This is a genomic window from Streptomyces bacillaris (assembly GCF_003268675.1).
In the GTDB taxonomy this organism is placed as follows: Bacteria; Actinomycetota; Actinomycetes; order Streptomycetales; family Streptomycetaceae; genus Streptomyces; species Streptomyces bacillaris.
In genome coordinates this window covers 7,063,037-7,088,219 of record NZ_CP029378.1, presented here as the reverse complement: position 1 = coordinate 7,088,219, position 25,183 = coordinate 7,063,037, and the positions used below count along the sequence as shown (strand labels likewise).

Genomic DNA, 25,183 nt, shown 5'->3' with positions numbered 1-25,183 from the left:
GGGTCATTTCCTGCCGGGGACGGAGAGAACGTGCTCCTGGTCCGCGACGAGGCTCAGTCGGTAGCGGTCGCTCCCCGCGACCACGTCGATCGTGCGGTCGCTCGACGGCCACAGCACGGCGGTGGCGTGCTCTCCGGACCACCGCAGGTCGAGGCGGGCTCCGAAGCGCGTTCGGATGCCTCGCAAGGTGCCTTCGGCGCACTCGCGCGGCACGGAAGGCAGCAGTACCAGCCGGTCGGGGGACGACTGGACCAGGCACTCGATGAGCACTGCGGGCAGGGCGTGCGCGGCGTCCGCGTTGTACACGTCCCGCCCGGGGTAGTGGGCGCTCATGAGGGAGTCGTGGAAGTAGTCGCCGTGCAGCACGTGGTGGAGCGCTCGGCCCGCCAGCTCCCTGTCACGCAGCCGTGCGGCGACAAGGGCGGTGTGCAGGCGGCCGTGCGCCGAGTCGTTCTCGGTGCCGCGTAGTTCGAGAGCGCGGTGGGCTGCGGTCGCCAGGGCGGGCGTGTCGTAGGGGTTGATCTCGTCGAGCGGCCACACCGGGTAGAGATGGCTGATGTGCCGATGGTCGTACGTGTCCTCCAGCTCAGGACCTGCCCATTCGGCCAGTGCTCCGTCCTCGTTGACCCGGTACGGAGGAAGCCGGGCGGCGAGGGCTCGCCAGTGCGGGGCGCTGGGATGGTCGGGGCGGAAGTCGGCGGCGGTGGTCAGGGCGTGCCGTGCGGCGGCGATGTCCATGGTGGCGTCGACGGTGCCCCAGCTCGCGTTGGCGGGCCGGTTCTCGGGCGAGTACGAGGGCACCACCGCCACGGGGACGCCGGGGCCGCGGCTGACGAGGAAGTCCTCGTAGAACTGGGCCGCCTCGACCAGGGCGAGAGGGAGCCAGGGGCCGGGCCGGCCGCCGGTGAGGAGTTCGTCGACCAGAGGGTGGAGCAGCCAGTCGGCGCCCGCGGTCCACAGGTGCAGGGGGTAGGCGCGTTCGAAGTGCCGGGTGTGGCCGCTCTCCCCGTCGGTGTGGGAGGGCGCGACGATGCCGCGGGCACCGAAAATCTCGCGAGCGTTGTCGCGCCAGTGGGCCAGTTGACCGCGTACCAGTTCCGCGTGGGCCCGGGACACCTCGGGCAGCGCCCCGGCGGCGGCGGAGGACACCTGCAGGTTGAGGTTGGCGTTGGTGGTGAAGGCGCCGGACCAGGCGGTGTCCCAGTCGCCCGTCCAGAGACCGGTCAGACGGGGCGGCAGCATGCCGCTGGATGACAGGAGGTGGTAGCGGCCCGCCGCGAAGAGGCGTTCGACGAGCGCCGGGCTGTCCGGTCGGCGCAGCAGCTTACTGCCCGGCAGTTCTCTCTCCGCCGGGTCTGTCGTCAAGGTGAGTACGGCGCGGAGGTAGGCGTCCCGGTGAGCAGGCAGATGTCTGTCCAGAAGCCGCGAGAAGACCAGCTCGGTGGCATCCTCCGGGCCCGAAGCAACGGCCCCGTCGAGGCCGGCCGGGGCCGATTCGAGCAAGGCACGCAGTGCGGCGGTGTGGGCGCCACCGGGGTCGCTTCCAGCAGGATGCCGTTCCACGCGGGTCAGCAGCAGGATCGCGGAGGCCCCGGTGACCCGCAGGCTGTCGCCGGCCGTGTCCGCCCGGCCGTCGGGGACGGCCACGAGGGTCGTCCCCGTGAAGGCGGTCCGGCCGTTGCCGTACTCGGTGCGCAGGCTCAGCACCGCCCTGGTGCCGCGGCGCCCGCCACTCTCGCACACCACCGAGCGCGAGAAGCGCAGCCCGTCGGGCAGCCCGGGCAGGCGCTCGTCGAGGCGGATCTCGGCGCTCAGTCCACCGGGCCGGCCGGACACCCGGTGGACGATCACGTCGTCGGTGCGTGAGACGAAGACGTCGCTGCGCCAGCCGCCGTCCCCCGCGCGCACCTGCCCGGTGGTGAAGTCCACCTGTCTGCGGTATCCCGGCTCGTCCCCCGCCCCGCTGCGTCGCATGCGGACCTGGAAGGCGGGGTGGAAGGGCTGCACCCACACGTGCGGGTACTGCGCGCCGAAGTCCTCCGCCGCTCTGGTGTCGCCCGCCAGCAGGGCGGTCTGGAGAGCGTGGAGCCCGGCGGCGAGCGCCGGCGGAGCGATGGCCTCGCTGCCATTGGGACGGACCAGGGTGTGGTGGGTGACGACGACGCGTTCGTCGGCCGGGTCGCCGAACACCATGGCGCCGTGCCTGCCGTTGCCGCTGAGGAAGGCGTCCTCCCACCGTTTGGCGGGCTGCGGTTCCCACGTCCCGTGCCTCACGTCAGCACCGCCGCACCGTGGCGCTCCAGGCGCACGGAACCGTCCACCCGGTCGCCCGTGAGCAGGTCCCGGTAGGAGCCCGGTACCTCGACGACGATCGGCCCGGGAGCATGGTTGAGCAGGAAGAGCAGGCCACCGCGGCGGATCGCCTCAAGGCCGGGCGGCCGGTTCTCCAGGACGGGGCGGGCGCCCGCCTCGTGGGCCACGTGGGCGAGCAGCTCGCGGAGGGCTGTCGGCTCGGGCAGCGTGGAGACGTACCAGGCACGGCCGTGGCGCAGCACCGCGGGCATGCCGACGAGTTCGCCGCTTCGATAGGTGGCTACGGTCTCGGCCGCGGAGAGTTCCAGCTCCTCCGCCCAGAGGGTTCCCTCGAAGGTGCGGAGGCCGTCGCATGTCACCTTTTCGCCCGCCGGCAGCGGCCACCACTCGTGGACGAGGCGGATACCGAACAGATCACGCAGCCGTTCGTCCATGCCGCCGGGACGGATGCGGTCGTCCTGGTCCGCGGCCCCGGTCATGAACCCGCAGACGAGGGTGCCTCCGCCGCGTACGTGGGCGACGAGGTTGTCGACAGCGGCGTCGGTCAGCAGATACAGGTGCGGAACGACGACCAGACGGTAGGGAGTCAGGGTGTGCTCGGGGTGGGCGAAGTCGGTGGTGACACCGGCCTCCCACAGGGCCCGGTGCCAGGCGCGTACCACGGCGGGGTAGTGCACCTCGGAGGACGGGCGGCCCTCCTGTTCGTCGGCCCACCAGGAGTCCCAGTCGTGGAGGATCGCCACCTCGGAGGTGACGTGCGTGCCGGCGACGCTCTCCCCCAGTCGGGACAGTTCGGCACCGATCTGCTTGATCTCCTGATAGGCGCGGCCGTGTTCCCCCGCATGGGAGACCATGGCCGAGTGGAATTTCTCCGCTCCCTGTCGCGACTGCCTCCACTGGAAGTGGCAGACGGCGTCCGCGCCACGGGCGACGGCCTGGAGGGACCAGAGCCGGTCGAGGCCACGGGGCTTGGGCACGTTGACACCGCGGAAGTTCACCGCGCCCGCCGCCTGCTCCATCACCATCCACGGCCCCCGGGCCTGCGAGCGGGTCATGTCCTGGATCATGGCTCCGTACTGGCCGGCGTGCGGGTCGGCGGGGTCCGGGTAGATGTCGACGGAGACGACGTCCTCCTCCTGGGCCCACCTCCATGCGTCCTGCCCGGTCCAGAACGGCATGAAGTTGGTGGTGACGGGGATGTGGGGGGTACGCGCGGCGACGATGTCGCGCTCGGCGGTGTAGCACTCCAGGAGCGCGTCGGAGGTGAACCGCCTGAAGTCGAGCGTGCAGGCGGGGTTGCGCAGGTACTGGGCCTTGCGCGGTGGGATGACTTGCTCCCACGTGTCGTAGCGCTGGCTCCAGAAGGCGGTGCCCCACGCTTCGTTCAGGGCGTCGATCGTGGTGTACCTGTGGCACAGCCAGCGGCGGAAGTGCCGTGCGGTCTCGTCGCACCAGCAGAAGGTGCAGTACTCGTTGTTGATGTGCCACATGCGCAGAGCCGGGTGGTCGCCGTATCGCTCGGCGAGGTCCTTGGCGATGGCGGCCGCGTAGCTCCGGTAGACGGGTGAGCTGGGGCAGAAGTGCTGTCGTGATCCGTACCAGACGACGGACCCGTCCTCACCGCGCGGCAGTGTGTCGGGGTGGAGGGATCCCATCCACGCCGGCGGCGAGGCGGTGGGGGTGGCGAGGACGACCCCTATGCCGTGCTGGTGCAGAAGGTCCATGAGCCGGTCGAGCCAGCCGAGGTGGCGTTCTCCCGGGCGGGGTTCGATCGTCGCCCAGGAGAACACCCCGATGGTGACCGAGGTGACCTCGGCCTCCTTCATCAGCCGCACGTCCTCCAGCCATGTCTCCTCGGGCCACTGCTCCGGGTTGTAGTCGCCGCCGAGGAGGATGCGGGGTCCGGTGGCATCGTTGAGAGAGGGCATGCAAGGACTCGCTTCGTCATAGGGGTCGAGGTTCGACGGAGAGGTCAGGCGGGGTCGGCGTACTGGATGCCGCGGCCGTTCGTACCGAGGTAGACGCGGCCGTGGATGCGGGGATCACCGGTGATCGTCTCGCCGATCCAGCCCCATTGGTGGGCGTCGTCGTTGATGCGGGTCCAGGAGGCGCCCTCGTCGTCGGAACGCAGAACGGCGGTGATCTGGTCGGTGGCGCCGACCTGGAAGACCGTCGGATGGTCCGCGCCGGCGGCGGCCTTGCCGAAGCCCAGGGTGTAGGAGGCCCAGCAGCTGTCGACCTTGGTGAAGGTGGCACCGCCGTCGACGGATCGGTACAGGCCGTTCCACTTGGCGGAGAGCCAGAGGTGGCCGCTCCGGTCGGGTGTGGCGGCCAGGCGGAACTGGCTGTCGCCCGCCGGCAGGCCGGTGGCCGCGGCGGTGAAGGTCCGTCCGGCGTCGACCGAGCGGAGAACGGTGCCGTTCGCCGTGTCGTAGGCGTAGAAGCGGCGCGGGTCCCCCGGGTCGGCGACCGGCGTGCCGCCCCGGGGGAAGGTGGGCACTTCCGTCCAGGTGGCGCCGTTGTCGGTCGAGCGGTGAGTGGCGTACGTGGAGCCGTCCCAGTGGACGAACGACCACAGCAGGGTGCTGCCGTCCGCGCTGGTCGCGATGGGGCCGGGAGCCGTGCTCGCGATGTCCGGCTGGCTCGCGAAGGGCTTCCAGCTCTGGCCGCCGTCGCCGGACCAGGCGCCGTTGCGGCTCGATGACCATCCCGTCCGTACGACGTAGGAGGGCTTCCGGGCCGCCATCGCCAGACCGGTGGCGGAGCCGAAGACCGGGTTGGTGGCCATGCCGCGGGAGGGCGAGGCGGTGAGGGAGTCGTGGTACATGACGCCGATGTCGGCCAGACCGCTGATCAGGTGCGCCCCGCCTTCGGGAGGGGAGATCAGCTGCCGTACGGCGCTTTCCTCCAGGCCGCGGATCTCAGGCGCCCAGTGGACCAGGTCGCGCGTTCCGTAGAGGGTGGCGCCGGTGCCGAAGACGATGTGGCGGGAGTCGAAGGGGTCGATGGCGACTGCCTGGATCCACCAGCCGAACTTGGGCCGGGACTCGCCCCATCGCAGGTAAGGCGTCTCGGAGACGTCCAGGACGGCACGGTCCTTCAGGGATTCCCAGGTGCGTCCGCCGTTCGTGGAGCGGAAGACCGTGTCGATGTCCGCCCAGCGGTTGTTGGTGGTGACCACCAGGGTGCCGGGCCGCTGGGAGTCGACCGCGACGCCCCCGTATCCGAACGTGTCGACTGATCCGTCCGAGGTGGTGCCACCGGGCCGGACCGGGGTGATGTCGGTCCAGGCTCCCGTGAGGGTGTTCAGGGCGTGCACGCTGCCGTCGCTCTGCCCGTTGGGCCCGGGGGCGTCGGCGTAGGTGACGTGGAGCGTGCGGATCGCGGTGTCGTACGCGGCCCGGATGGGCACGCGGGCCGAGGCGCCTCCCGGCTGCCCTGGGACGGGCTCCCAGGCGGCGCCGGAACGGCGGCGGTACAGGGCGGTTCCGCCGTCGGCCCATCCCGCGTACAGCGTTCGTCCCGCGGCGACGAGGAGGGTGATTCCCTGCCCGTTCGCCACCGGCTCGGGTCCGAACCCCGCCCGCGCCCAGGTGGCACCTCGGTCGGTGGACTTCCACAGGCCGTCGTGGCGGGTGCCGAGCCAGAGGGTGTCGCTGTCGACGGGGTCGACGACGAGTCGCTCGCCGGCGCCGCGCCCGTCCTCGTTGGCCCCGAGCTTCACCGGCAGATCGGTGCGGGACCAGGTGGCTCCCCGGTCTTCCGAACGCAGCACGGCTCCGTTGTCCGACCAGCTCTGCGCGTACGTCCCGACGGCGAGGTAGAGGCGGTCGCGATGGTGGGGATCGATGGCCATGGCCTCGACGCCCAGCAGGTTCCAGTCGTCCCAGCCGAGGTGGTCGGTGAGAGGGACCCACGCGCGTGTGCGGCTGTCCCACCGGTATGCGCCACCGATGTCGGTCCGGGCGTAGGCGAGTCCCTTCACCCCGGGGTGGAAGAGGACGCCGGTGACGAAACCGGTTCCGCCGATGACCGCGGTACGCCAACGATGCTGCTGGGCGGCACCGGCCGTGCCGGAGGACGCTCGCGCGGTGCCGGGGGCCGCCGGAGCGGCGACGGCGCCGACTGCGGACAGCGCGGGCCAGGCCGTCAGACCCGTGAGCACACCGGCGGTGAGAACCGTGCGTCTGCCGGGCTGATGTTCAAGCATGGACATGCCGAAACCCTCTCTTCGTGGGGCGGTTGCGGTGCGGAGCGGTACCGCCGTGTCCTCCCGTGGTCAGGGGCGGGCGGACACGGCGGAGATGGGGGGAGGCACACCGGACCGCGGACGACGGCTCAGGTGAGGGAGACCACCGGGCCGGGCGACGGCGTCCGGGACCGGCGGTGCGGTGGGTCTCAGCCCTTGACCGCGCCCGTCAGCATGCCCTTCTTGAAGTGCCTCTGGACGAACGGCGACAGCACGGCCACCGGCAGCAGTGCGAGCACCATGACAGCCATCTGGATCGACAGGGGCGAGAGCTGGCCGGTGTTGATGGCCTGTGCCAGGCCCGTGGGTCGTTCCTGCTTGAGAACCAACTGCATCATCACGTTCTGCAGCGGCATCATGCTCTGGTCGCTCAGGTAGATCGACGCGTTGAACCAGGCGCTCCAGTAGCCGACGGCGTAGAAGAGCCCGATCACGGCGAGGACCGCGCGGGACAGCGGCATGATGATCGTCCACAGGATGCGGAGGTCACCGGCACCGTCGATGCGGGCGCTGTCGAGGAGCTCGGGTGCGACGCTCATGAAGAAGGACCGCAGGACGAGGATGTTGAAGACGTTGACCGCGCTGGGAAGGATCAGGGACAGGTAGGTGTCGGTCAGCCCGATCCCTTGGACCAGCAGGTAGGTGGGGATGAGACCCGCGCCGAAGAACATGGTGGCGAGAAGGGTCACCAGCAGGGGCCGGTGCAGCAGTGATCCGCTGCGGGAGAGACCGTAGGCGCACAGGACGGACACGGTCATGCTGAAGATGGTGCCGACGGTCGTGACTCCCACGCTCACCAGCGCCGCCCGGGTCACCTGCCCTCCGCCGAGCAGTTCCTGGTAGGCCACGAAAGTGATCTCGCGGGGGACGACGACGAGCCCTCCGGCCTCCGTGATGGTCTTCACCGAGGACAGGCTGGTGACGATCACGATCCACAGGGGAAAGAGGATCGCCGCGCAGGCGAGTACGAGTACCGTGGCCTTCGCCGCCAGACCGGCCCGGCTCGGCTCCTCCTCCCACACCGGCCGCAGCCGGCCGCGGGACCCCCCGAGACGCGTGGAACCCCACACGGTGCTCATCGCTTGTACACCCCCTGCTCGCCCATCATGTGGGCGACCTTGTTGGCCGCCAGTACGAGACCGAGGCCGATGATTCCCTTGATGACTCCGACCGCTGCCGCGTAGCTGAAGTCGCCGAACTGGATGCCGACGTTCCAGACGTAGGTGTCGAGGACTTCGGCAGCGGTCGGGCCGACCGCGGTGCGCTGGAGAAGGATCTGCTCGAATCCGACGGTCAGGGCGTTGCCCACCTGTAGCACCAGCAGCAGGGCGACCACGGGACGCAGGGCCGGCAGCGTCACGTGCCACATCCGCCGCCACCGCGAGGCACCGTCCATCGCCGCCGCCTCGTACAGGTCGGGGCTGATGACGGAGAGCGCGGCGAGGAAGATGATGACGCCCCAGCCCGCGTCCTTCCAGATCATCTCGAAGGTGACCAGGAACTTGAACAGCCCGGGATCGGTCATCAGGTCGATGCCCTCGTAGCCGTGCTCGCGCAAGGTCTGGGCCAGCATGCCGGCGCCGCCGAACATCTGCTGGAAGATGGTGATGACCAGAACCCACGAGAAGAAGTGGGGGAGATACAGCACCGCCTGCGCGACGGCGCGGACCCGGGGCGGACGAAGCTGTTGATGAGCAGCGCGAGCAGGATCGGCACGGGAAAGAACAGGGTGAGCTGCACCAGGAAGATCGTCAGGGTGTTCTCCAGCGCCTGCCAGAAGAGACGATCCTCCAGCATGCGGCTGAAGTGCTCGATGCCCACCCACGGACTCTCGCGGATGGCCTGCAAGGCGTTGTCCCCGAGGTAGGGGTCGTAGTCCTGGAACGCCACCATGTTGCCGAGCAGAGGCACGTAGTTGAAGACCAGGACGAGCAGGACCGCGGGCAGGGTCATCAGGATCAGCGTGCGATCGCGACGCAGTCTGACTCTCCAGCCGATGCCTTGGGAGGCGCCGACGGGGACGTTCGCCCGCCTCGCTGTATCCGCCCCCTCGGCCGGGCCGGAGCAAGCCGGGACCTTCCTGCTGTCGTCAGCGGCGCGTTCTGGACCCGCCAGCTTGCTCTGCGGCACGTGCTTTCTCCTTGTTCCCCCTCGGGCCGGTGCTGTCAGGACGCCTGGTCGCCGGCGTCGTCCAGGAGCTTCCGGTACCAGTCACGCAGTTGGTCACCACCGCGGGAGCGCCAGTCCGACACGGCCTGCTGCATGTCGCTGATCTTCTTCCGGCCTCGCACGATGTCCTTCTCCAGGTCCTCGAACTGGCTGCTGAGCTCGGCCCAGCGGTTCGGCTCCTGGACCTGCATGCCGTAGAAGAGGGGCCGGGTGACGAACGCGCCCATGCGCTGCTGCCAGCGGACCATCCCCTCGGCCACGTCGGGGTGGTTGGGGTAGGCGAAGAACTGCTGAGGGCTCGCGATGTACTCGTAGGTCGCGAAGACCTCGTTGTTGCCGGTTTCGGTCTTGGTGATCTCGTCACCCTTGAGCGTGTGGTGGAGCCCTTCCACGCCGTACGCCTTGAGGCGCTGTTCCTTGGTGCCGTACGGGGCCGCCGTGTAGTTGGCGACGGCGAGGACGTCTCGGATCGTCTTCTCGTCGGCGTTCTTGTTGACGAACGCCCAGATGTTGGAGGGCGAGCCGGCGAAGAGGCGCGGCTTGCCTCCGTCGTGGTGGAAGTAGTCCATGGCGGCCATGGAGAAGCCCGGGTTGTCGCCCCGCTGGACGACGGTCTTGCCGTACCAGTCGGAGATGTCCGCGTTGTACATCCACACCCGGCCGGCGGTGAAGAGGTTGCCGATGTCTCCGCTCTCGGCCTTGGCGTCCGGGTGCACGAATCCGGCGGAGTAGAGGGAGCGGGACCACTCGAGGGCTTCGAGGTACTCGGGGGTCTCGATCCGGTGGACCAGCTTGTCACCGACGAGCTTCCAGCAGGCGGGCTTCTCGTCGAGGACACCGAAGAACTTGTACGCGGCCCAGGTCATGTCGCCGCAGGCCCAGACCCTGCTCCTGGCGGAGGTGATCTCCTTGGCGAGGTCGAAGAACTCCTGTGTGGTGGTGGGCGGCTGGTAGCCCTTGGCCTTGAAGAGGTCGGACCGGTAGAAGGGCGCGATATTGGGGATGTCGCTGGCCGGCATGGGCAGGCCGCGGAGCTTGCCGCCGAAGACGGCCCGCTGCCAGGCGTTGGTGGGGATCGCAGCCAGGTTCGGGTAGTCCTTGACCTTGTCGCCCGACAGGTACGGGCCGAGGTCGGCGAACTTGTTGTTGATGGCGCTGGGCATCTTCCCGCCCAGCTCCCAGGCGGGAACCACGACGACGTCCGGGACCGAGCTGGAGGCGAGGACGGCACCGAGCTTCTGCCCGTAGGTGTTGCCGTCCTGGTTCTGCCAGTTCACTTTCACGCCGATGGCCTCGTCCATCGCCGTCCAGTACGGGTTGCCGTTCTCGGGGGAGGTTCCCCAGAGGGGAGCCATGATCGAGACAGTGCTGCCCTTGCCGAGCTTCTCAGGCACGGAGACGGCGAGCTTCGAGGCCGGCAGCGCGGTGGTGAAAGCCACGGCTGACCCGTTCGTGCTCGGCAGGTCCGGCTTCACGACGTCGGACCCGACGAAGGCCGGGAGGATGCCCTGAAGCTTCTTCCCCGTGGTGACACCCTCGGCGCGGCTGTCACCGGACGAACCGCTGCACGCGCTGAGCAGGGGCACACCGCCGGCGACGGCGATCGCGGCGACCGCGGTGGAGCCGAGGAACGTTCTCCGGCTGGGAGCTCTGGTGTCGGGCATGGCATAGCCCCTTTCGTCATGCGGGCAGCCGGGAGGCATTCGGGAGCGGCCGTACGCATGCAAGTCGGCGGATGAGGCGAGCTGGGACTCACAAGGCAAGGAGTGGTCGACCGACCGCTTCGTCGAAGCGCTTCGATGTTGCAGCGAGGTTAAGTGAGGAAGGCAAGCCGTTCAAGAGTCGCCCCGGGATTCTTTGGTTTCGCTTTCTCTGCTGAGCATGCAACAGCGGCCCCTCACCTTCGATGAGCACTTGGCCGAGGCGGCTGCGTCTTGACACTCCTCGCAGGGACCTTCAGCATCGAAGCGCTTCGAATCTTGCTTCACTGTTGAGATCGCTCACCCTTGGGGAACTCTGTGACCGACATGCGGCCGTCCTTCCGTGACGCCACCCTCTCCCTCGACGAGCGCGTGGACGACCTGCTCAGGCAGCTCACGCGCGATGAGCGGATCGCGATGCTGCACCAGTTCGCGCCCCCCGTCGAACGCTTGGGCATCGAGGCGTTCCGTACCGGTCAGGAGGCCCTCCACGGCGTCGCGTGGATGGGGCCCGCCACGGTCTTCCCACAGGCCGTGGGGCTGGGAGCCACGTGGAACGAGGACCTCGTCCGCCAGGTCGGTGAGGCTGTCGGGGAGGAGGCCCGCGCCATGCGGGCGAACGATCCGAGAGTCGGACTCAACGTGTGGGCCCCCACGGTCAACCTGCTGAGGCACCCGTTGTGGGGCCGCAACGAAGAGGGATACTCCGAAGACCCTCGGCTGACGTCCGCCATCGCTGTCGCCTACACCCGCGGCCTGCGCGGCGACCACCCCGTCTACTGGCGCACCGCACCGGTGCTCAAGCACTGGCTGGCCCACAACAACGAGACCGACCGGGACACGAGCTCCTCCTCGATCCGCCCCCGGGTCCTGCACGAGTACGACCTCCGGGCTTTCCGCCCCGCGGTGGAGGCGGGGGCCGTCGCCGGAGTGATGCCCTCGTACAACCTCGTCAACGGCAGGCCGAACCACCTCTCCCCCCTGCTGGACACGCAGCTGCGGACCTGGACCGACCAGCCCCTGGTGGTCTGCTCCGACGCCGGTGCGCCTTCCAACCTGGTCGACTCCGAGGACTACTGCGACACCCATGAGGAAGCCGTGGCCGCCGCCCTGCGCGCCGGTGTGGACAGCTTCACGGACCACGGCCAGGACTCCTCCGTCATCGTCGGACGCGTTCGCGGGGCACTCGACCTCGGGCTGCTCCAGGACGAGACAGTCGACGAGGCCGTACGCCGACTCCTGCGGATGCGCTTCTGCCTCGGGGAGTTCGATCCCGAGCTGGACCCGTACGCGAAGGCCGCGGCGTTCGACACCCCGGAGCACCGGTCGCTCGCGCGGGAGGCCGCCGAGCAGGCCGTCGTACTGCTCAAGAACGACGGCCTGCTGCCGCTTGCCGAAGGCACACGCATCGCCCTGGTCGGGCTGCTCGCCGACGAGTGCAAGCTGGACTGGTACAGCGGCACGCTGATCCACCGCTCCACGCCCCTGGACGGACTGCGCGAGCGCTTCGGCACAGCCGCTGTCTCCTTCACCGAAGGCGCCGACCGGGTGCGGCTGCGCACAGCGGCCGGCTGGGTGCGTGTCCCTTCCCCGTCGGCAGCGGCGACGGTGCGAGGAGCCGAAGGAGCACTCGACCCGGCCCTGCTGAGTGGTCGCACCGATCTCGCGCCGCTGACCGTTGGCAGCGACCCGACGGCGTTCACCGCGGTGGACTGGGGTGACGGACTGCTGACCTTCCGGGCCCCCGACGGCGCCTACGTTTCGGTCGCCGAGGACGGTTTCCTGCGCGCGTCGGCCGTCCAGCCCGGGGGCTGGGTGGTGCAGGAGACGTTCCGTCCGGAGGAACACGGTACGGGCCACCTCCTCGAGCATGTCGGCACGGGCCGGTACGTGTCGGTGACCGCCGGAGGTCTGAAGGTCGCCGAAGAGGGTGATGTCTTCGACATCGTGACCGTGAGTCGCGGTGTGGACGACGTGGCCGCGGCGGCCGCGGCCGCCGACGTGGTCGTCGTCGTCGGCGGCAACGACCCGCACATCAACGGCCGCGAGACCGAGGACCGCACCACACTGCGCCTGCCCGACCACCAGACCGACCTGTGGCGCGCGGCCCACGCCGCGAATCCCCGTACGGTGCTCGCCGTCGTCTCCTCGTACCCGTACGCGATGCCCGACGCGGATGCCGCCCTTCCCGCCCTGCTCTGGACCGCCCACGGAGGGCAGGCCGCGGGCACCGCACTCGCCCGGGTCCTGGCCGGCGACGTGTCGCCGGCGGGACGGCTTCCGCAGACCTGGTACACCTCCGACGCCGAACTGCCCGACCTGCTGGACTACGACATCATCGGCAGCCGTCAGACCTACCTGTACTACGAGGGCACCGCTCTCTATCCGTTCGGCCACGGCCTCTCCTACAGCTCCTTCGCCTATGACGATCTGTCGACCGCGCGCGCCGGAGACACCGTCCAGGTGTCCTTCACCGTGACCAACAGCGGAACGCATGACGCGGACGAGGTGGCCCAGGTCTACGTCCAGGTGCCGGATTCGGCCGTCCCCAGACCGCAGCGGCAGCTCCTCGCCCACCGCAGGCTGCACCTCGCCTCCGGCGCGGCACGACGGCTCGCGTTCGAGGTGCCCGTCGAGGCACTCGGCTTCTGGGATGTCTCCCGTGGCCGCTGGACAGTCGACGCGGGCCGGCGCGTCATCCTCGTCGGCGCCTCCAGCGCGGACATCCGACTCACCTCCGACCTCCGGATCGAGGGCGAGGAAACCGCTCCGCGTCCCGTACTGGACAGCGGCCTCGATGCGGCGGACTACGACGAACAGCGCGGCACCGTGATCGTGGACCGGACCAGGGTGACGGGCGACGCGGTGACAGCCATGGACGGCGTGACCGGCGAACTGGTCTTCCGAGGCTGCGACTTCGGGGGCGGGGTCGTCACGGCGTCGGCGGAGACGGCCGCGACCGGACCGGCCACCGTGGAACTGCGGCTGTCCGACGGGACACTCCTCGCGTCCTGCACACCCGTCGCCGACGGTCCCTACACCTATGCGACCACCCCCGCCGGTCTCTCGCTGTCCGGCGTGCACGATCTGCACATCCGGCTGAACGGCCCGGTACGGCTCGCGAGGGTCTCCTTCACCGGCTGAGGCCTACAGCCGCAGTACAGCCCGGCACCCCCAGGTGCCGGGCTTCGCCGTGTTCGCCCTGGTCCATGGCGTCGAGCACGGGTACGGTCGGCCCCACTCGAGCGCGAGGCCGTTCTGCGGGTAGCGGCCGGTACGCACCACCCCTGGCACCCGTCGAAGGCCCCGGCGGGCGCGGCAGCCCCTCCGCGGGAAGGGCCGGTAGGCACCACCGGGGCGCCCCGAGGCGCGGGGAAGAGGCTCGTCAGGGCATGGGCACGACCACTTCACCGGCGCCCCGGACACAGCCGCCGCCGACCACCTCAACGCGGTAGGAACGATCCGTCCCCTCGGCACGCACGCGCAGGCCGTCCTCGTCCTGGGCGAGGTGGAAGACCGCCGCCACCCGGCCCTCGAGGTCGGGCACCGTGACCGAACGGCGGAGGGGCGTGCCGACCGAAGCCGGATGGACGCGCAAGGTCAGCTCGTCCAGCCAGTCGGAGTCCGGCCTCTGGTCGTCCGCGCCGAGGGGCAGAACCGCTCCCGCTCGCACGAAGAGCGGCAGGCTGTCGAAGCCGTGCTTCTCCCGCCGCCACACGGGGCCGGCCACCTTCTCACCGCTCAGCAGATGAGTCCAGGTCCCCCGCGGCAGGTAGTACTCCACCTCGCCGTCCGCGGTGAAGACGGGTGCGACGAGGAGGTCCGGGCCGAGCATGTACTGCCGGTCCACGGTGCGGCAGGCTGGGTCCTCGGGGAATTCGAGGAGCATGGGGCGCATCACGGGGACACCGGTGGCGTGGGCCTCGACGGCCACCCCGTAGAGGTAGGGCATGAGCCGGTGCTTGAGCAGGGTGAACTGCCGCGCGGCGTCGACAGCCTCCTCACCGAACTCCCACGGCACCCGGTAGGACACGTTGCCGTGGAGCCGGCTGTGCGAGGAGAGCAGGCCGAAGGCGAGCCATCTCTTGAACACGTCCGGGTCCGGGGTTCCCTCGAAGCCGCCGATGTCGTGGCTCCAGAAGCCGAAGCCGCTCAGGGACAGGGAAAGCCCACCGCGCAGCGACTCGGCCATGGCCTCGAAGGAAGCGAAGCAGTCGCCGCCCCAGTGAACGGGGAACTGCTGCCCGCCGGCGGTCGCCGAACGGGCGAAGAGGACGGCCTCACCGGTACCGCGTTCCTCCTCCAGAAGCTCGAAGACGGTCTTGTTGTAGAGGTGGGCGTAGTAGTTGTGCATCCGCTCGGGGTCGGAGCCGTCGTGCCAGACGACGTCCGTCGGCACGCGCTCCCCGAAGTCCGTCTTGAAGCAGTCGACGCCCTGGTCGAGCAGCGGCCTCAGCTTGTCCTGGAACCATGCCCGGGCCTCGGGGTTGGTGAAGTCGACCAAGGCCATGCCGGGCTGCCAGAGGTCCCACTGCCAGATGTCGCCGTTCGGCCGCCGGACCAGGAACCCGCGAGCGGCGCCCTCCGCGAACAACGTCGACTTCTGCGCGATGTACGGGTTGATCCACATACTGATCTTCAGTCCGCGGGACTTCAGACGGGCGAGCATGCCCTCCGGGTCGGGGAAGGTCTCCGGATCCCACTGGAAATCCGACCACTGGTACTGGCGCATCCAGAAGCAGTCGAAGTGGAACACGGAGAGCGGGATGTTCCGCTGCGCCATGCCGTCGACGAAGGACGTGACGGTGGCCTCGTCGTAGGCGGTGCAGAAGGACGTGGTGAGCCACAGGCCGAACGACCATGCGGGCGGCAGGGCGGGGCGACCGGTGAGGGCGGTATAGCGGACGAGCACCTCCTTGGGAGTCGGTCCCGCGACGACGTAGTACTCCAGTGCCTGGTCCTCGACGCTGAACTGGACCTGGCCCACCGACTCCGATCCGACCTCGAAGGACACCTTGCCGGGGTGGTTGACGAAGACGCCGTAGCCGCGCGAGGAGAGGTAGAACGGGATGTTCTTGTACGCCAGCTCGCTGCTGGTACCGCCGTCGGCCTGCCAGATGTCCACGGTCTGGCCGTTCTTGACGAAGGGCGTGAAGCGCTCGCCGAGCCCGTAGACCTGCTCTCCGACGCCGAGAGCGAGCTGGACGGCCATGTGGTGGGCGCCCTCGGAAGTGGTCACGAAGGCGCTGCCCTTGCGCTCGGCGGCGGTCAGCCGGTGGCCGCGTTCGTCCAGGAAGTCGAGCGACCACGGCTTCCCGGTGTCGAGGCGCAGAGTGAGCGGCCCGCTGCGCAGCTCGACGAGATCGCCCTCGCGCCGGGTATGGCCCGCACTGGCCCACGTACCCTCGCCCGGCAGCTCGAAGTCGGGCCCGGAGTGCCGCTTGCCCGCGTGATGGGTGACGCGTACGCCGATGATCCCTTCTGCGGGTGAGAAGAACTCGGTGGTGATGAGAGCCGTGTTGAGAGTGTCTCCACGATGGCTCACGCGCGTGACAGCCGCGTAGGCCGTGATGTGGTCGGCGCTGACATGGAGATCGCGCACTTCGGTGGCGTACGAGGCGCGGACGCCCTCGCGCATCAGCCAGAAGCCGTCGGTGAACTTCATCTGGTCTTCCTTGGTGTGAGGATGGCGTGATCAGGCGAGGAGCACAGGGCCGGCTCGGTGCGTTTCGGCTGCTGGACCTGTCGGAGACCGCGGGTCACGCGGGGCCCCGCACTTCCCCTTCGAACCGGTGCGCACCGACGGCTTCGACGGGGTGCGGAGGTCCGCGAAGAGCTGCACGCGCGACTACCTGCTCCTCGAAGGCCGTGCGGCACCCGCATCTGAACTCCATGCATCGAACCGCTTCGACATGCCGTGCATACGCTGACGTCCGACACCGTTCCAACAAACGTCGCCGTGGTCAAGGGATTCACCGACAGCCAGGCATCTCATGGGTGGGCTGACCGCCCTTGTACCAGAATTCGATCCACGCGTCATCGAAGCGCTTCGAACCGTTCCGAGCCCGGTAGCTCCCAGCAGCTTCCCGGCTTGTCGCCGGCCGCACCTCCATCTCGTACCGGACGAGCCGCACCGGCCGGCACGGCGGCGACCTTCACACAGGTGAGCTCCCCTCCAGCAGCCTCGAACCGTGCATGAGAACCCATCAGGCAATGTGTCGCTCCTGTGTCGCGGGGGCGTCATATGCGCCAAGCTCTCGCGTCCGACACCCCTCACGCGCTGCTGGACCTCCGCCGGCAGGGCTGATCACTGCCTGTCCCGAGCCTCTCGCGCCGACCGCCCGCTCCGCCCCGTCACCGCTCGCCCGGGGGCACGGTCATCGCCAGGAGCGCGGTGTCGTCGTCGAGTCCCTCGCCGAACGGGTCCAGTAGTGCGGTGAGCGCCCTGACGGTACCGGGCGCCGAGGTGGGAGCGAGGGACCGCGCGAAGTCCGGGAGTGCTTCGTCACCGTAGCGTTCACCTGACGTCCGATCCCGAGGGGCCCGGACAGCACCGTCACTACCGGTGCCCCCGCGTCCGCGGCTCTCAGGGCGGCTGCCAGGCAGGGCAGTTCCGGTGCCCGCTCACGAAGCATCGCTCGACCGCTCTCCGGCTCGTGAACATCCTCCCGGAACGGGCCAGCAACCACTTAGGACCGGCTCCTTGAACCGCCGGATTGCCTGTTGCGGCGGAGCAGGGCTGAGCCATTCCGCGCGTGGATCGCCGGGCGGCAGCGCCCTGCTGCGCACACGAAGCGCCGAGCCGACACCTACCCCAAGAACGACAACCGCACCTGCCGCTCCGGGTTGTCCCGGTTCGTGTCCACCAGGCACACCGACTGCCAGGTCCCCAGTTCCAGTCGGCCCCCGATCACCGGCAGGGTCGCGTGGGGCGGCACCAGGGCGGGGAGTACGTGGTCGCGGCCGTGACCCGGGCTGCCGTGGCGGTGTTGCCAGCGGTCGTCCGCCGGGAGCAGGTGGTGGAGGGCGGTCAGGAGGTCGTCGTCGCTGCCCGCGCCCGTCTCCAGGACGGCGATGCCCGCCGTGGCGTGGGGGACGAAGATGTTGAGGAGGCCGTCGCGGCCGGACGCCGAGCGGGTGAGGAACTCCTCGCACTCCCGCGTCAGGTCCATGACGGTCTCCGCCGTACCCGTGGTGATGTTCAGGACCGTGGTGGTGAAGGAATCGGACATGCCTCCATCTTCCCTTCCGGGGCGCGAGATGCCACGTCCACGCTCCGGGACGCCCTTGACCGTCTCCTGAACGGATGACTACGTTCAGCGCCATTTTCCGATCAGCTCTGCTCACCTCGCGCGGTCACATCGACCTGCTGCGGGTGGCATCCGCCGCGTGTCGTCGCGGCTGCTGACGTTCACCCGGCGCCCGTACCGCTCCGGCCGCTCCGCCTTCCACGGCGCGTGCTGCCTCACTCTGCGCTGTCCTGCTGGGCTTCTGACCTCGTCCCCCGTCTCTCCCTCCGGATCGCCGGGAGGCGCGGCCCGCTGTCCGGCTTCCGGGCCGTGCGGCCCGGGCGTTCGTCCTCGGCCGGGGCGCCGCGTCCTGTCGCCGTCCCCGGTTTCCCCTGCTCACGCCCCCCGTGGAGCCCCCATGACCATCAGTCACGCACCGCCCGGACCGACCGGGTTGTCCGCCGCCCCGGAGAAGGGCCTCTCCCCCGGCAGCCGTACGCCACCCGGCCTGGAGCCGATCGTCCCGGCGTCCGTGCGGCGGGCGCGGCTGCGGTCCGTGGCCCGGTGGGTGCGGCGGACCGTGGGGCCCCTGTTGTTGCTCGCGTTGTGGCAGGTGTTCAGCGCTACGGGGGTTCTGCACCCGGACGTGCTCGCCTCGCCGGGGACCATCGCCCGGGCGGGGGGTCATCTGATCGCGGACGGGACCCTTCCCGGCCGCCATGGGGGGTGTCTCTCCAGCGGGTCGCGGTGGGGCTGGTGCTCGGCGGAGTCGTCGGGACGGTGCTCGCGCTGGTCTCGGGGCTCTCGCGGCTCGGGGAGGACCTGGTCGACGCGACCGTACAGATGCTGCGGACCGTCCCGTGGGTGGGGCTGATCCCGCTGTTCATCATCTGGCTCGGGATCGGTGAGGCGCCGAAGGTGGCGCTCATCGCGCTCGGGGTCGCCTTCCATCTCTACCTGAACGTGTACGCGGGCATTCGCGGCGTGGACGCCCAACTCATCGAAGTGGGTGAGTCGTTGGGGCTCAACTGGTGGGGGCTCATCCGGCATGTGGTGCTGCCGGGGGCGTTGCCCGGGGCCATGACCGGCTGCGCTACTCCCTCGCCACCGCCTGGCTGGCGCTCGTCTTCGGTGAGTCCATCAACGCCGACGCCGGGATCAGGTTCCTGATGAACCAGGCCCGGGAGTTCTTCCGCACCGACGTGATCGTCGTCTGCCTCGTCGTGTACGCCTTCCTCGGCCTCACCGCCGACGTCATCGTCCGCACCCTCGAAAGGCTGCTGCTGCAATGGCGACCGACCTTCACCGGCCAGTGACCGCCCCGGCCCCCTCTCCCGCCGGAGAGTCCGAAGCCGCCGTACGGGTCGAGGGGCTCACCCGGGCCTTCGACGGGCGTGCCGTCATCGATGACCTTGATCTCACCCTGAAAGCCGGTGAGTTCACCGCGCTGCTGGGGCGCAGCGGGTTCGGCAAGTCGACCCTGCTGCGGGTGCTGGCCGGGCTCGACCGGGAGATAGACGGGACCGTGCCGGCGCCCCGGGGCCGTGCCGTCGCGTTCCAGGCACCGCGCCTGATGCCCTGGAAGCGGGTCTGGCGCAACGTCCTGCTGGGGCTGCCGGGGAAACCCGAACGCGCCCTGGCCGAGGAGGCGTTGGCGGAGGTCGGGCTGACCGACCGGGCGGGCGCCTGGCCCGATACGCTCTCCGGCGGCGAGGCCCAACGCGCCTCGCCTGGCCCGCGCGTTGGTACGGGAGCCCGATCTGCTCCTGCTCGACGAGCCGTTCGGCGCGCTGGACGCCCTGACCCGGATCAAGGCGCAGCAGCTGGTCGCCGAACTCTGGCAGCGGCGCGGCTGCGCGGTCCTCCTGGTCACCCATGACGTGGACGAGGCCCTGCTGCTGGCCGACCGGGTGCTGGTGATGCGGGACGGGCGGATCGCGTACGACACCCCCGTGGGCCTGGACCGCCCGCGCGGGGTCGGCGCCCCCGGCTTCACCGGCCTGCGGGCCCGGCTGCTGAGCGAGCTGGGCGTCGAGGACGGCCCCGCCGACGCAGGTGCCCGTGCCGGTGCCGAATCCGGTGCCGATGCCGACGCCCTTGCCGCCACAGGGACCGGAGCCGGAGTCGCCACCGGCTCGGACGCATGACCCCCCTTCCCCTCCCGATCGTCACGGAGAACCGCATGAAACGCCGCGCCCTGCCCGCCCTGCTCCTCCCCCTCGCCCTGCTCCTCGCCGCCTGCGGGGGCGGCGCTTCGTCCACGGGGTCGGGAGGCAGCACCGACGTCAAGGGGAGCGTCACGCTCAACGTCGGTGACCAGAAGGGTGGTTACGAGGCCATCCTGCGGGCCTCCGGAGAGCTGGACGACCTCGACTACCGCGTCAAGTGGTCCACCTTCACCTCCGGACCACCTCTGCTGGAGGCGGTGAGCGCCGGGGCCGTGGACATCGGCGGGGTGGGCAACACCCCGCCCGTCTTCGCCGCCGGGTCGGACTCGAACATCGTCGTCGTGGGCGCGACGCACGGTTCCCCGGCCGGTGAGGCCATCGTCGTTCCGAAGGACTCGCCGCTGAAGAAGCCCGAGCAGCTCAAGGGCGCGTCCATCGCCGTGGCGCAGGGCAGTTCGGCCCACTTCCAGCTGGTCGCCCCGCTCCGGAAGGCCGGCCTCTCCATCAAGGACGTGAAGCAGAACTATCTCCAACCCGTCGACGCGCTGGCCGCGTTCAGCCGGGGCCAGGTCGACGCCTGGGCGATCTGGGATCCGTACACCTCACAGATCCTGCGGGCCGGGAACCCCCGGGTACTGACCACCGGTGAGGGTGTCGTCAACGGGCTCGGCTTCCAGGTCGCTTCGCCCGCCTCGCTCAAGGATCCGCAGAAACCGAAGGCCATCGGTGATCTGCTAGTCCGTCTGGAGCGGGCGCAGAGCTGGGTGTTCGAGCATCCGGAGGAGTGGGCGAAGGTCCGGGCGAAGGAGACCGGACTGCCCTACGAAGTGGCCCTGGACGCCGTGAAGCGCAGCTACGGCACCCGGGTCCCGGTGGCGATCGACGACGCCGCCATCGCCTCCGAGCAGGAGATCGCCGACACCTTCGCCGAACTCGAGCTGACCCCCCGGCGGTTCGCCTTCGAGGACTACGTCGACACCCGCTTCAACCGGGACCTTCCCGCCTCCACAACCGCACCCCGCTCCTACGGAAAGGCCTCGTCGTGAACGTACATCTGCACTGGTTCCTGCCCACCGGAGGTGACGGCCGGACGCTCGTGGACCGGCACGCCTACACCGACGGCGGGATCAAGCGTGACCGGATCACCCCGGTGAGCGGGGTGCGCGCCCCGGACATCGAGTATCTGGCCCAGATCGCCAAGGCGGCCGAACAGCTCGGTTCCGAGGCCGTGCTGACGCCGACCGGCACGTGGTGCGAGGACGCCTGGCTGACCACGGTGGCGCTCGCCCAGCACACCGAGCGGCTGAAGTTCCTGGTGGCCTTCCGGCCGGGGGTCATCTCGCCGGTGCTCGCCGCCCAGATGGCCGCCACCTATCAGCGCATCACCCGGGGGCGGCTGCTGCTCAACGTGGTGACCGGTGGCGACTCGACCGAACAGCGGCGGTTCGGGGACCACTTGGACCACGACCGGCGTTACGCGCGCACGGCGGAGTTCCTGTCGGTGGTGCGGGGCGCGTGGAGCGGGCAGCCGTACGACTTCGACGGCGAGCACTACCAGGTGGAAGGCGGGCTCACCGCGCTCCCGCCGGACCCGCTGCCGGAGATCTTCTTCGGGGGCTCCTCGGCTGCGGCCGGTCCGGTGGCCGCCGCCCATGCCGATGTCTATCTGACCTGGGGCGAGCCGCCGGCCCAGGTGAAGGAGAAGATCGACTGGATCCGGGGACTGACCGAGGAGCAGGGGCGAACGGTCCGGTTCGGCATCCGGCTGCACACCATTTCGCGAGACTCCTCGCGCGAGGCGTGGGCGACGGCCGACCGGCTGCTGGACGATCTCGACGCGGACACGATCGCGGCGGCGCAGCAGGCGCTGGGAAAGAGCGAGTCGGTGGAGCAGCAGCGGATGCTGGCGCTGCACGGCGGTTCGCGGGAGAAGCTGGAGATCGCGCCGAACCTGTGGGCGGGCGTCGGTCTGGTGCGGGGCGGGGCCGGCACGGCGCTGGTGGGCAGTCATGCGGAGGTCGCGGACCGGATCGAGGAGTACCACGCGCTGGGCGTGGAGCACTTCGTGCTCTCGGGCTATCCGCATCTGGAGGAGGCGTACTGGTTCGATGAGGGCGTGACGCCCGAGCTGGCGCGGCGCTGGCTGCTGTCGACCGTACCGGCGTCCCCGCTGCTGGGGGCCTCCGGTGCCGAGACCCGGGCTCCGGGCGCGGGCCCGTCGGCTCCGGCTCCCGGTGGGGCGCCGCTGCTGGTCGCCGGAGGCCGCTGAACGCTGGGTAGGGCGCTCGGGAAGATCCCGGGCGCCCCGCTAGTTAGTAGAAACGTGAACATTCATGGGGTGCGCGAGCTGGACGTGGTCGTGATCGGCGCCGGGCAGGCGGGGCTCTCCGCGGCCCACCATCTGCGCCGTGTCGGTCTGGAGCCGGACCGTGACTTCGTCGTCCTGGACCACGCGCCCCGGCCGGGCGGCGCCTGGCAGTTCCGCTGGCCCTCGCTGACGTACGGCAAGGTCCACGGGATGCACGCGCTGCCGGGCATGGAGCTGACCGGCGCGGACCCCGACCGGCCCTCGTCCGAGGTGATCGGTGAGTACTTCACCGCGTACGAGAACCGCTTCGGCCTGCGGGTCCACCGGCCCGTCGAGGTGCGTGCCGTACGCGAGGGGAGCGGCGGGCGGCTGCTCGTGGAGACGTCCGAGGGGGCGTACGCCCCGCGCGCCCTGATCAACGCGACCGGCACCTGGGACCGGCCGTTCTGGCCGCGCTACCCGGGTCAGGAGACATTCAGGGGGCGACAGCTGCACACGGCGGACTATCCGGGGCCGGAGGAGTTCGCGGGTCTGCGCGTCATCGTGGTCGGGGGCGGGGCCTCCGGTACGCAGCATCTGATGGAGATCGCGGAGTACGCCGCCGAGACCTTCTGGGTGACCCGGCGCGAACCGGTCTTCCGCGAGGGCCCGTTCACCGAGGAGTGGGGGCGGGCCGCCGTGGCGATGGTGGACGAGCGGGTACGGAACGGGCTGCCGCCGCAGAGCGTGGTGAGCGTGACCGGGCTGCCGGTCACCGACGCGGTGCGGCGCGCCCGTGAGCAGGGAGTGCTCGACCGGCTGCCGATGTTCGACCGGATCACGCCGACCGGAGTGGCCTGGGACGACGGCCGTACGGTCGAGGCGGACGTGATCCTCTGGGCGACCGGCTTCCGGCCCGCCGTGGACCATCTGGCCCCGCTGAAGCTGCGCGAGCCGGGCGGGGGCATCCGGGCCGAGGACACCCGTGCTGTACGGGACGGACGCGTCCATCTCGTCGGGTACGGGCCGTCCGCCAGCACCATCGGCGCCAACCGGGCCGGGCGCGCCGCCGTGCGCTCGGTGCTGCGGCTGCTGGAGGGGGCCGATGGGCGACGGCGTGCGGAGGAGACGGCCCGGGCGGCCGCGTGACGGGGGCGGGGGCCGGGGTGGCTGGTGACGACCGCTCCTGCGGCGGGGGCGTCAGCCCGTGGCCGCTCGGCGGTTGCGGTTGAACTCCTCGACGTTTCTTTGCTGTTCGTCGTAGCTGTCGGTGAAGCGGGTGTCCCCGGGGGCGACCGTGACGAAGTACAGCCAGGGGCCGGGCGTGGGGCTGATGGCGGCGCGCAGGGCCTCCTCCCCCGGGTTGGCGATGGGCGTCGGCGGCAGCCCCTTGCGTACGTAGCTGTTGTACGGGCTGTCCAGCTGGGTGTCGGCGGTCGTGGTGTCCAGGGTGGAGCGCTTGAGGGCGTAGTTGATGGTGGAGTCCATCTGCAGCGGCATGTCCTTGAGCATCCGGTTGTAGATGACCCGGGCGACCTTGCCCATGTCGGATGCGGTGTCGGCCTCGGCCTGGACGATGCTGGCGATGGTGGCCGTCTCGTAGACGGTGACGTTGTTGCGCTGGGCTCCGGCGGTGATGTGGTCGGCCCCGAACCGCTTGCGGGCGGTGTCCGCCATATAGCGCAGGAGGCTGGTGGGGGTGGTGGCGGAGTCGATGGGATACGTGGCCGGGAAGAGGTACCCCTCGGGGTTGCCCTCGGCCTGCTCGGGCAGTTCCAGGTCCACCGTCGTCGCGGTCTTCTGTGTGGAGCCGGGCTTCAGGCCGAGCGCCCGGTCGACGGCTTCGTACACCTGTGAGGCGCGCCAGCCCTCCGGGATCACCAGGGTGGCCTGCGGGCGCTCCTGCTTCTTCTCCTTCTCGTCGGAGCCGAGCAGGGAGAGCGGGATCAGCACGGCGGCCGACACGACGAGCAGCGCGGCGACGACCAGGACGATCTTTCCGCGGCGGGTCGGGCGGAGTCTGCGACGGGGACGGGCGTCCGGGGACTCGTTCACCATGCGGGCACGTTAACCCGGTGTGCTCCCCCGGGCCGGTAGCCCGGCTGCGGCGTCGGCTCCGGCGACACGAACGCCGTACCGCACCACCAGAACACACGAACAGGGGATCGGGTGTTCGCCGGAACGCGTGATCGTCACCGGATTCCTCGCTCTTCACCCTTCCGGGGCGCGATGATTGCAGAGCGCAGTCAACGGGCTGCAGACCGCTACTGCGCACGTCCCACACCTGCATCACGCACAAGGAGAAAGACCAGATGAACTTCCTGACCAACCTGCTGGCCGGCATCGTCCACTTCGTGGGTTGGCTCGTCTGACCATCGCTCCGCCCGGCGCCGTCGCTCCCCGTCCCACGGGAGCGGCGGCGCCGCTGCGTTGCCCGCGTGGGCGCCGCTATGGAGCCGTGGTGACCGGGCCCGTGAAGGGCGGCAGGGCGGCGAACCCGGGGTCCACCGTCACCGCCTCCGCGAGCGCTTCGAGGGTCCGGCGGACCCGGGTGAGCGGGTGGTCCGGGAAGTCCGCGTCCCACCGGTCGTGGTCAGCCTCGTGGAAGGGCAGCCCGCCCTGGACCTCAGGGGCGTACGGATGCGGCCGGAAGTACTGCTCGGGGCCGAGCCTGGCCATCACCACCCCCTCCCGCATCCCGGTCATGCCGCGCTCGGCCGCCTGGATCTTCACCACCATGCTGCAGGTGGCGCGCGGCACGGTGAAGCTGCCGATGAACGCCTGGCCGCTGGGCTGCCCCGGGAGCGGCAGCTTGAGTATCTGGCGGAGGGCGGGCATCCCGCCGAGCCGCTTCACCGAGGCCTCGATGAGCCCGCCGCCCGCCTCCGCCGTGAAGCGGGTCAGGCCGTGGCGCAGGGCCGGGCCGTCGTCCAGGGCGGCCGGCAGATCCGGCACCAGGTCGAAGAAGTGCAGGGACAGTACGTCGCCGTGGCCGTTCAGCCAGGTGTCGGTGTCCACGGTCCGGTAGCCGGGGAGTTCGACCCCGAGGAGAGCGCTCATGCGCGGCG

At 70.2% G+C, this 25,183-nt stretch carries 14 protein-coding genes and 3 pseudogenes; 7 read left to right on the top strand and 10 right to left on the bottom strand.

Features of this window, described 5'->3' with window-relative positions; translation table 11 throughout:
- Nucleotides 1–3: 3 nt before the first annotated feature.
- From DJ476_RS30970 to DJ476_RS30945, 6 genes and pseudogenes are all read right to left on the bottom strand, one after another.
- Nucleotides 4–2,274, bottom strand: a complete 2,271-nt coding sequence (locus tag DJ476_RS30970; protein ID WP_112492048.1) for a glycosyl hydrolase family 95 catalytic domain-containing protein — start codon at nucleotides 2,272–2,274, stop codon at nucleotides 4–6.
- Complete coding sequence (locus DJ476_RS30965) at nucleotides 2,271–4,241, bottom strand: beta-galactosidase (RefSeq protein WP_112492047.1); 1,971 nt, start codon at nucleotides 4,239–4,241, stop codon at nucleotides 2,271–2,273. Before DJ476_RS30965 ends, DJ476_RS30970 begins: the two co-directional genes overlap by 4 nt.
- A 44-nt stretch (nucleotides 4,242–4,285) precedes the next feature.
- A complete protein-coding gene (locus DJ476_RS30960; RefSeq protein ID WP_112492667.1) occupies nucleotides 4,286–6,523 on the bottom strand; it encodes an exo-alpha-sialidase in 2,238 nt (745 codons plus the stop codon).
- A 188-nt stretch (nucleotides 6,524–6,711) separates the two neighbouring features.
- Nucleotides 6,712–7,641, bottom strand: a complete 930-nt coding sequence (locus DJ476_RS30955; protein ID WP_112492046.1) for a carbohydrate ABC transporter permease — start codon at nucleotides 7,639–7,641, stop codon at nucleotides 6,712–6,714.
- Nucleotides 7,638–8,692: pseudogene (locus tag DJ476_RS30950) on the bottom strand (ABC transporter permease). The gene DJ476_RS30955 and the pseudogene DJ476_RS30950 overlap by 4 nt, the downstream one beginning before the upstream one ends.
- Nucleotides 8,693–8,727: 35 nt before the next feature.
- Nucleotides 8,728–10,395, bottom strand: coding sequence for an extracellular solute-binding protein (locus DJ476_RS30945; protein WP_112492045.1), 1,668 nt, complete (start codon nucleotides 10,393–10,395; stop codon nucleotides 8,728–8,730).
- Between the two features lie 363 nt (nucleotides 10,396–10,758).
- On the opposite strand from DJ476_RS30945, the gene DJ476_RS30940 reads away from it, so the two are divergent.
- A complete protein-coding gene (locus DJ476_RS30940) occupies nucleotides 10,759–13,575 on the top strand; it encodes a glycoside hydrolase family 3 C-terminal domain-containing protein (protein WP_112492666.1) in 2,817 nt (938 codons plus the stop codon).
- 241 nt (nucleotides 13,576–13,816) lie between these two features.
- On the opposite strand, the gene yicI is transcribed toward DJ476_RS30940, so the two are convergent.
- On the bottom strand, nucleotides 13,817–16,096 hold the full coding sequence (yicI, locus tag DJ476_RS30935; RefSeq protein WP_112492044.1) for an alpha-xylosidase: 2,280 nt from the start codon (nucleotides 16,094–16,096) through the stop codon (nucleotides 13,817–13,819).
- A gap of 1,144 nt (nucleotides 16,097–17,240) precedes the next feature.
- Complete coding sequence (locus tag DJ476_RS30925) at nucleotides 17,241–17,663, bottom strand: secondary thiamine-phosphate synthase enzyme YjbQ (RefSeq protein ID WP_112492043.1); 423 nt, start codon at nucleotides 17,661–17,663, stop codon at nucleotides 17,241–17,243.
- Nucleotides 17,664–17,737: 74 nt separating this feature from the next.
- Here DJ476_RS30925 and DJ476_RS36140 point away from each other — a divergent pair, with 74 nt between their 5' ends.
- The 6 genes and pseudogenes from DJ476_RS36140 to DJ476_RS30900 all read left to right on the top strand — a co-directional run bounded on the left by DJ476_RS36140 (nucleotide 17,738) and on the right by DJ476_RS30900 (nucleotide 23,264).
- Complete coding sequence (locus tag DJ476_RS36140; RefSeq protein ID WP_367814115.1) at nucleotides 17,738–17,839, top strand: putative leader peptide; 102 nt, start codon at nucleotides 17,738–17,740, stop codon at nucleotides 17,837–17,839.
- 239 nt (nucleotides 17,840–18,078) lie between these two features.
- Nucleotides 18,079–18,976, top strand: a pseudogene (locus DJ476_RS30920) (ABC transporter permease).
- Nucleotides 18,949–19,807 (top strand): annotated as a pseudogene (locus DJ476_RS30915) (ABC transporter ATP-binding protein). Before DJ476_RS30920 ends, DJ476_RS30915 begins: the two co-directional pseudogenes overlap by 28 nt.
- 35 nt (nucleotides 19,808–19,842) lie before the next feature.
- A complete protein-coding gene (locus DJ476_RS30910) occupies nucleotides 19,843–20,874 on the top strand; it encodes an ABC transporter substrate-binding protein (RefSeq protein WP_112492665.1) in 1,032 nt (343 codons plus the stop codon).
- Nucleotides 20,871–22,097: an LLM class flavin-dependent oxidoreductase gene (locus tag DJ476_RS30905; protein ID WP_112492042.1), complete on the top strand. Its 1,227-nt coding sequence runs from the start codon at nucleotides 20,871–20,873 to the stop codon at nucleotides 22,095–22,097. The genes DJ476_RS30910 and DJ476_RS30905 overlap by 4 nt, the downstream gene beginning before the upstream one ends.
- 54 nt (nucleotides 22,098–22,151) lie before the next feature.
- The gene (locus tag DJ476_RS30900) at nucleotides 22,152–23,264 is read left to right on the top strand and encodes an NAD(P)-binding domain-containing protein (protein WP_112492041.1); all 1,113 of its coding nucleotides are present in this window, start codon (nucleotides 22,152–22,154) and stop codon (nucleotides 23,262–23,264) included.
- Between the two features lie 51 nt (nucleotides 23,265–23,315).
- On the opposite strand, the gene mltG is transcribed toward DJ476_RS30900, so the two are convergent.
- Nucleotides 23,316–24,173, bottom strand: a complete 858-nt coding sequence (mltG, locus tag DJ476_RS30895) for an endolytic transglycosylase MltG (protein WP_112492040.1) — start codon at nucleotides 24,171–24,173, stop codon at nucleotides 23,316–23,318.
- Nucleotides 24,174–24,563: 390 nt separating this feature from the next.
- Entirely contained in the window at nucleotides 24,564–25,175 is a 612-nt protein-coding gene (locus tag DJ476_RS30890) for a hypothetical protein (protein WP_112492039.1), read from the bottom strand.
- Nucleotides 25,176–25,183: the final 8 nt, after the last annotated feature.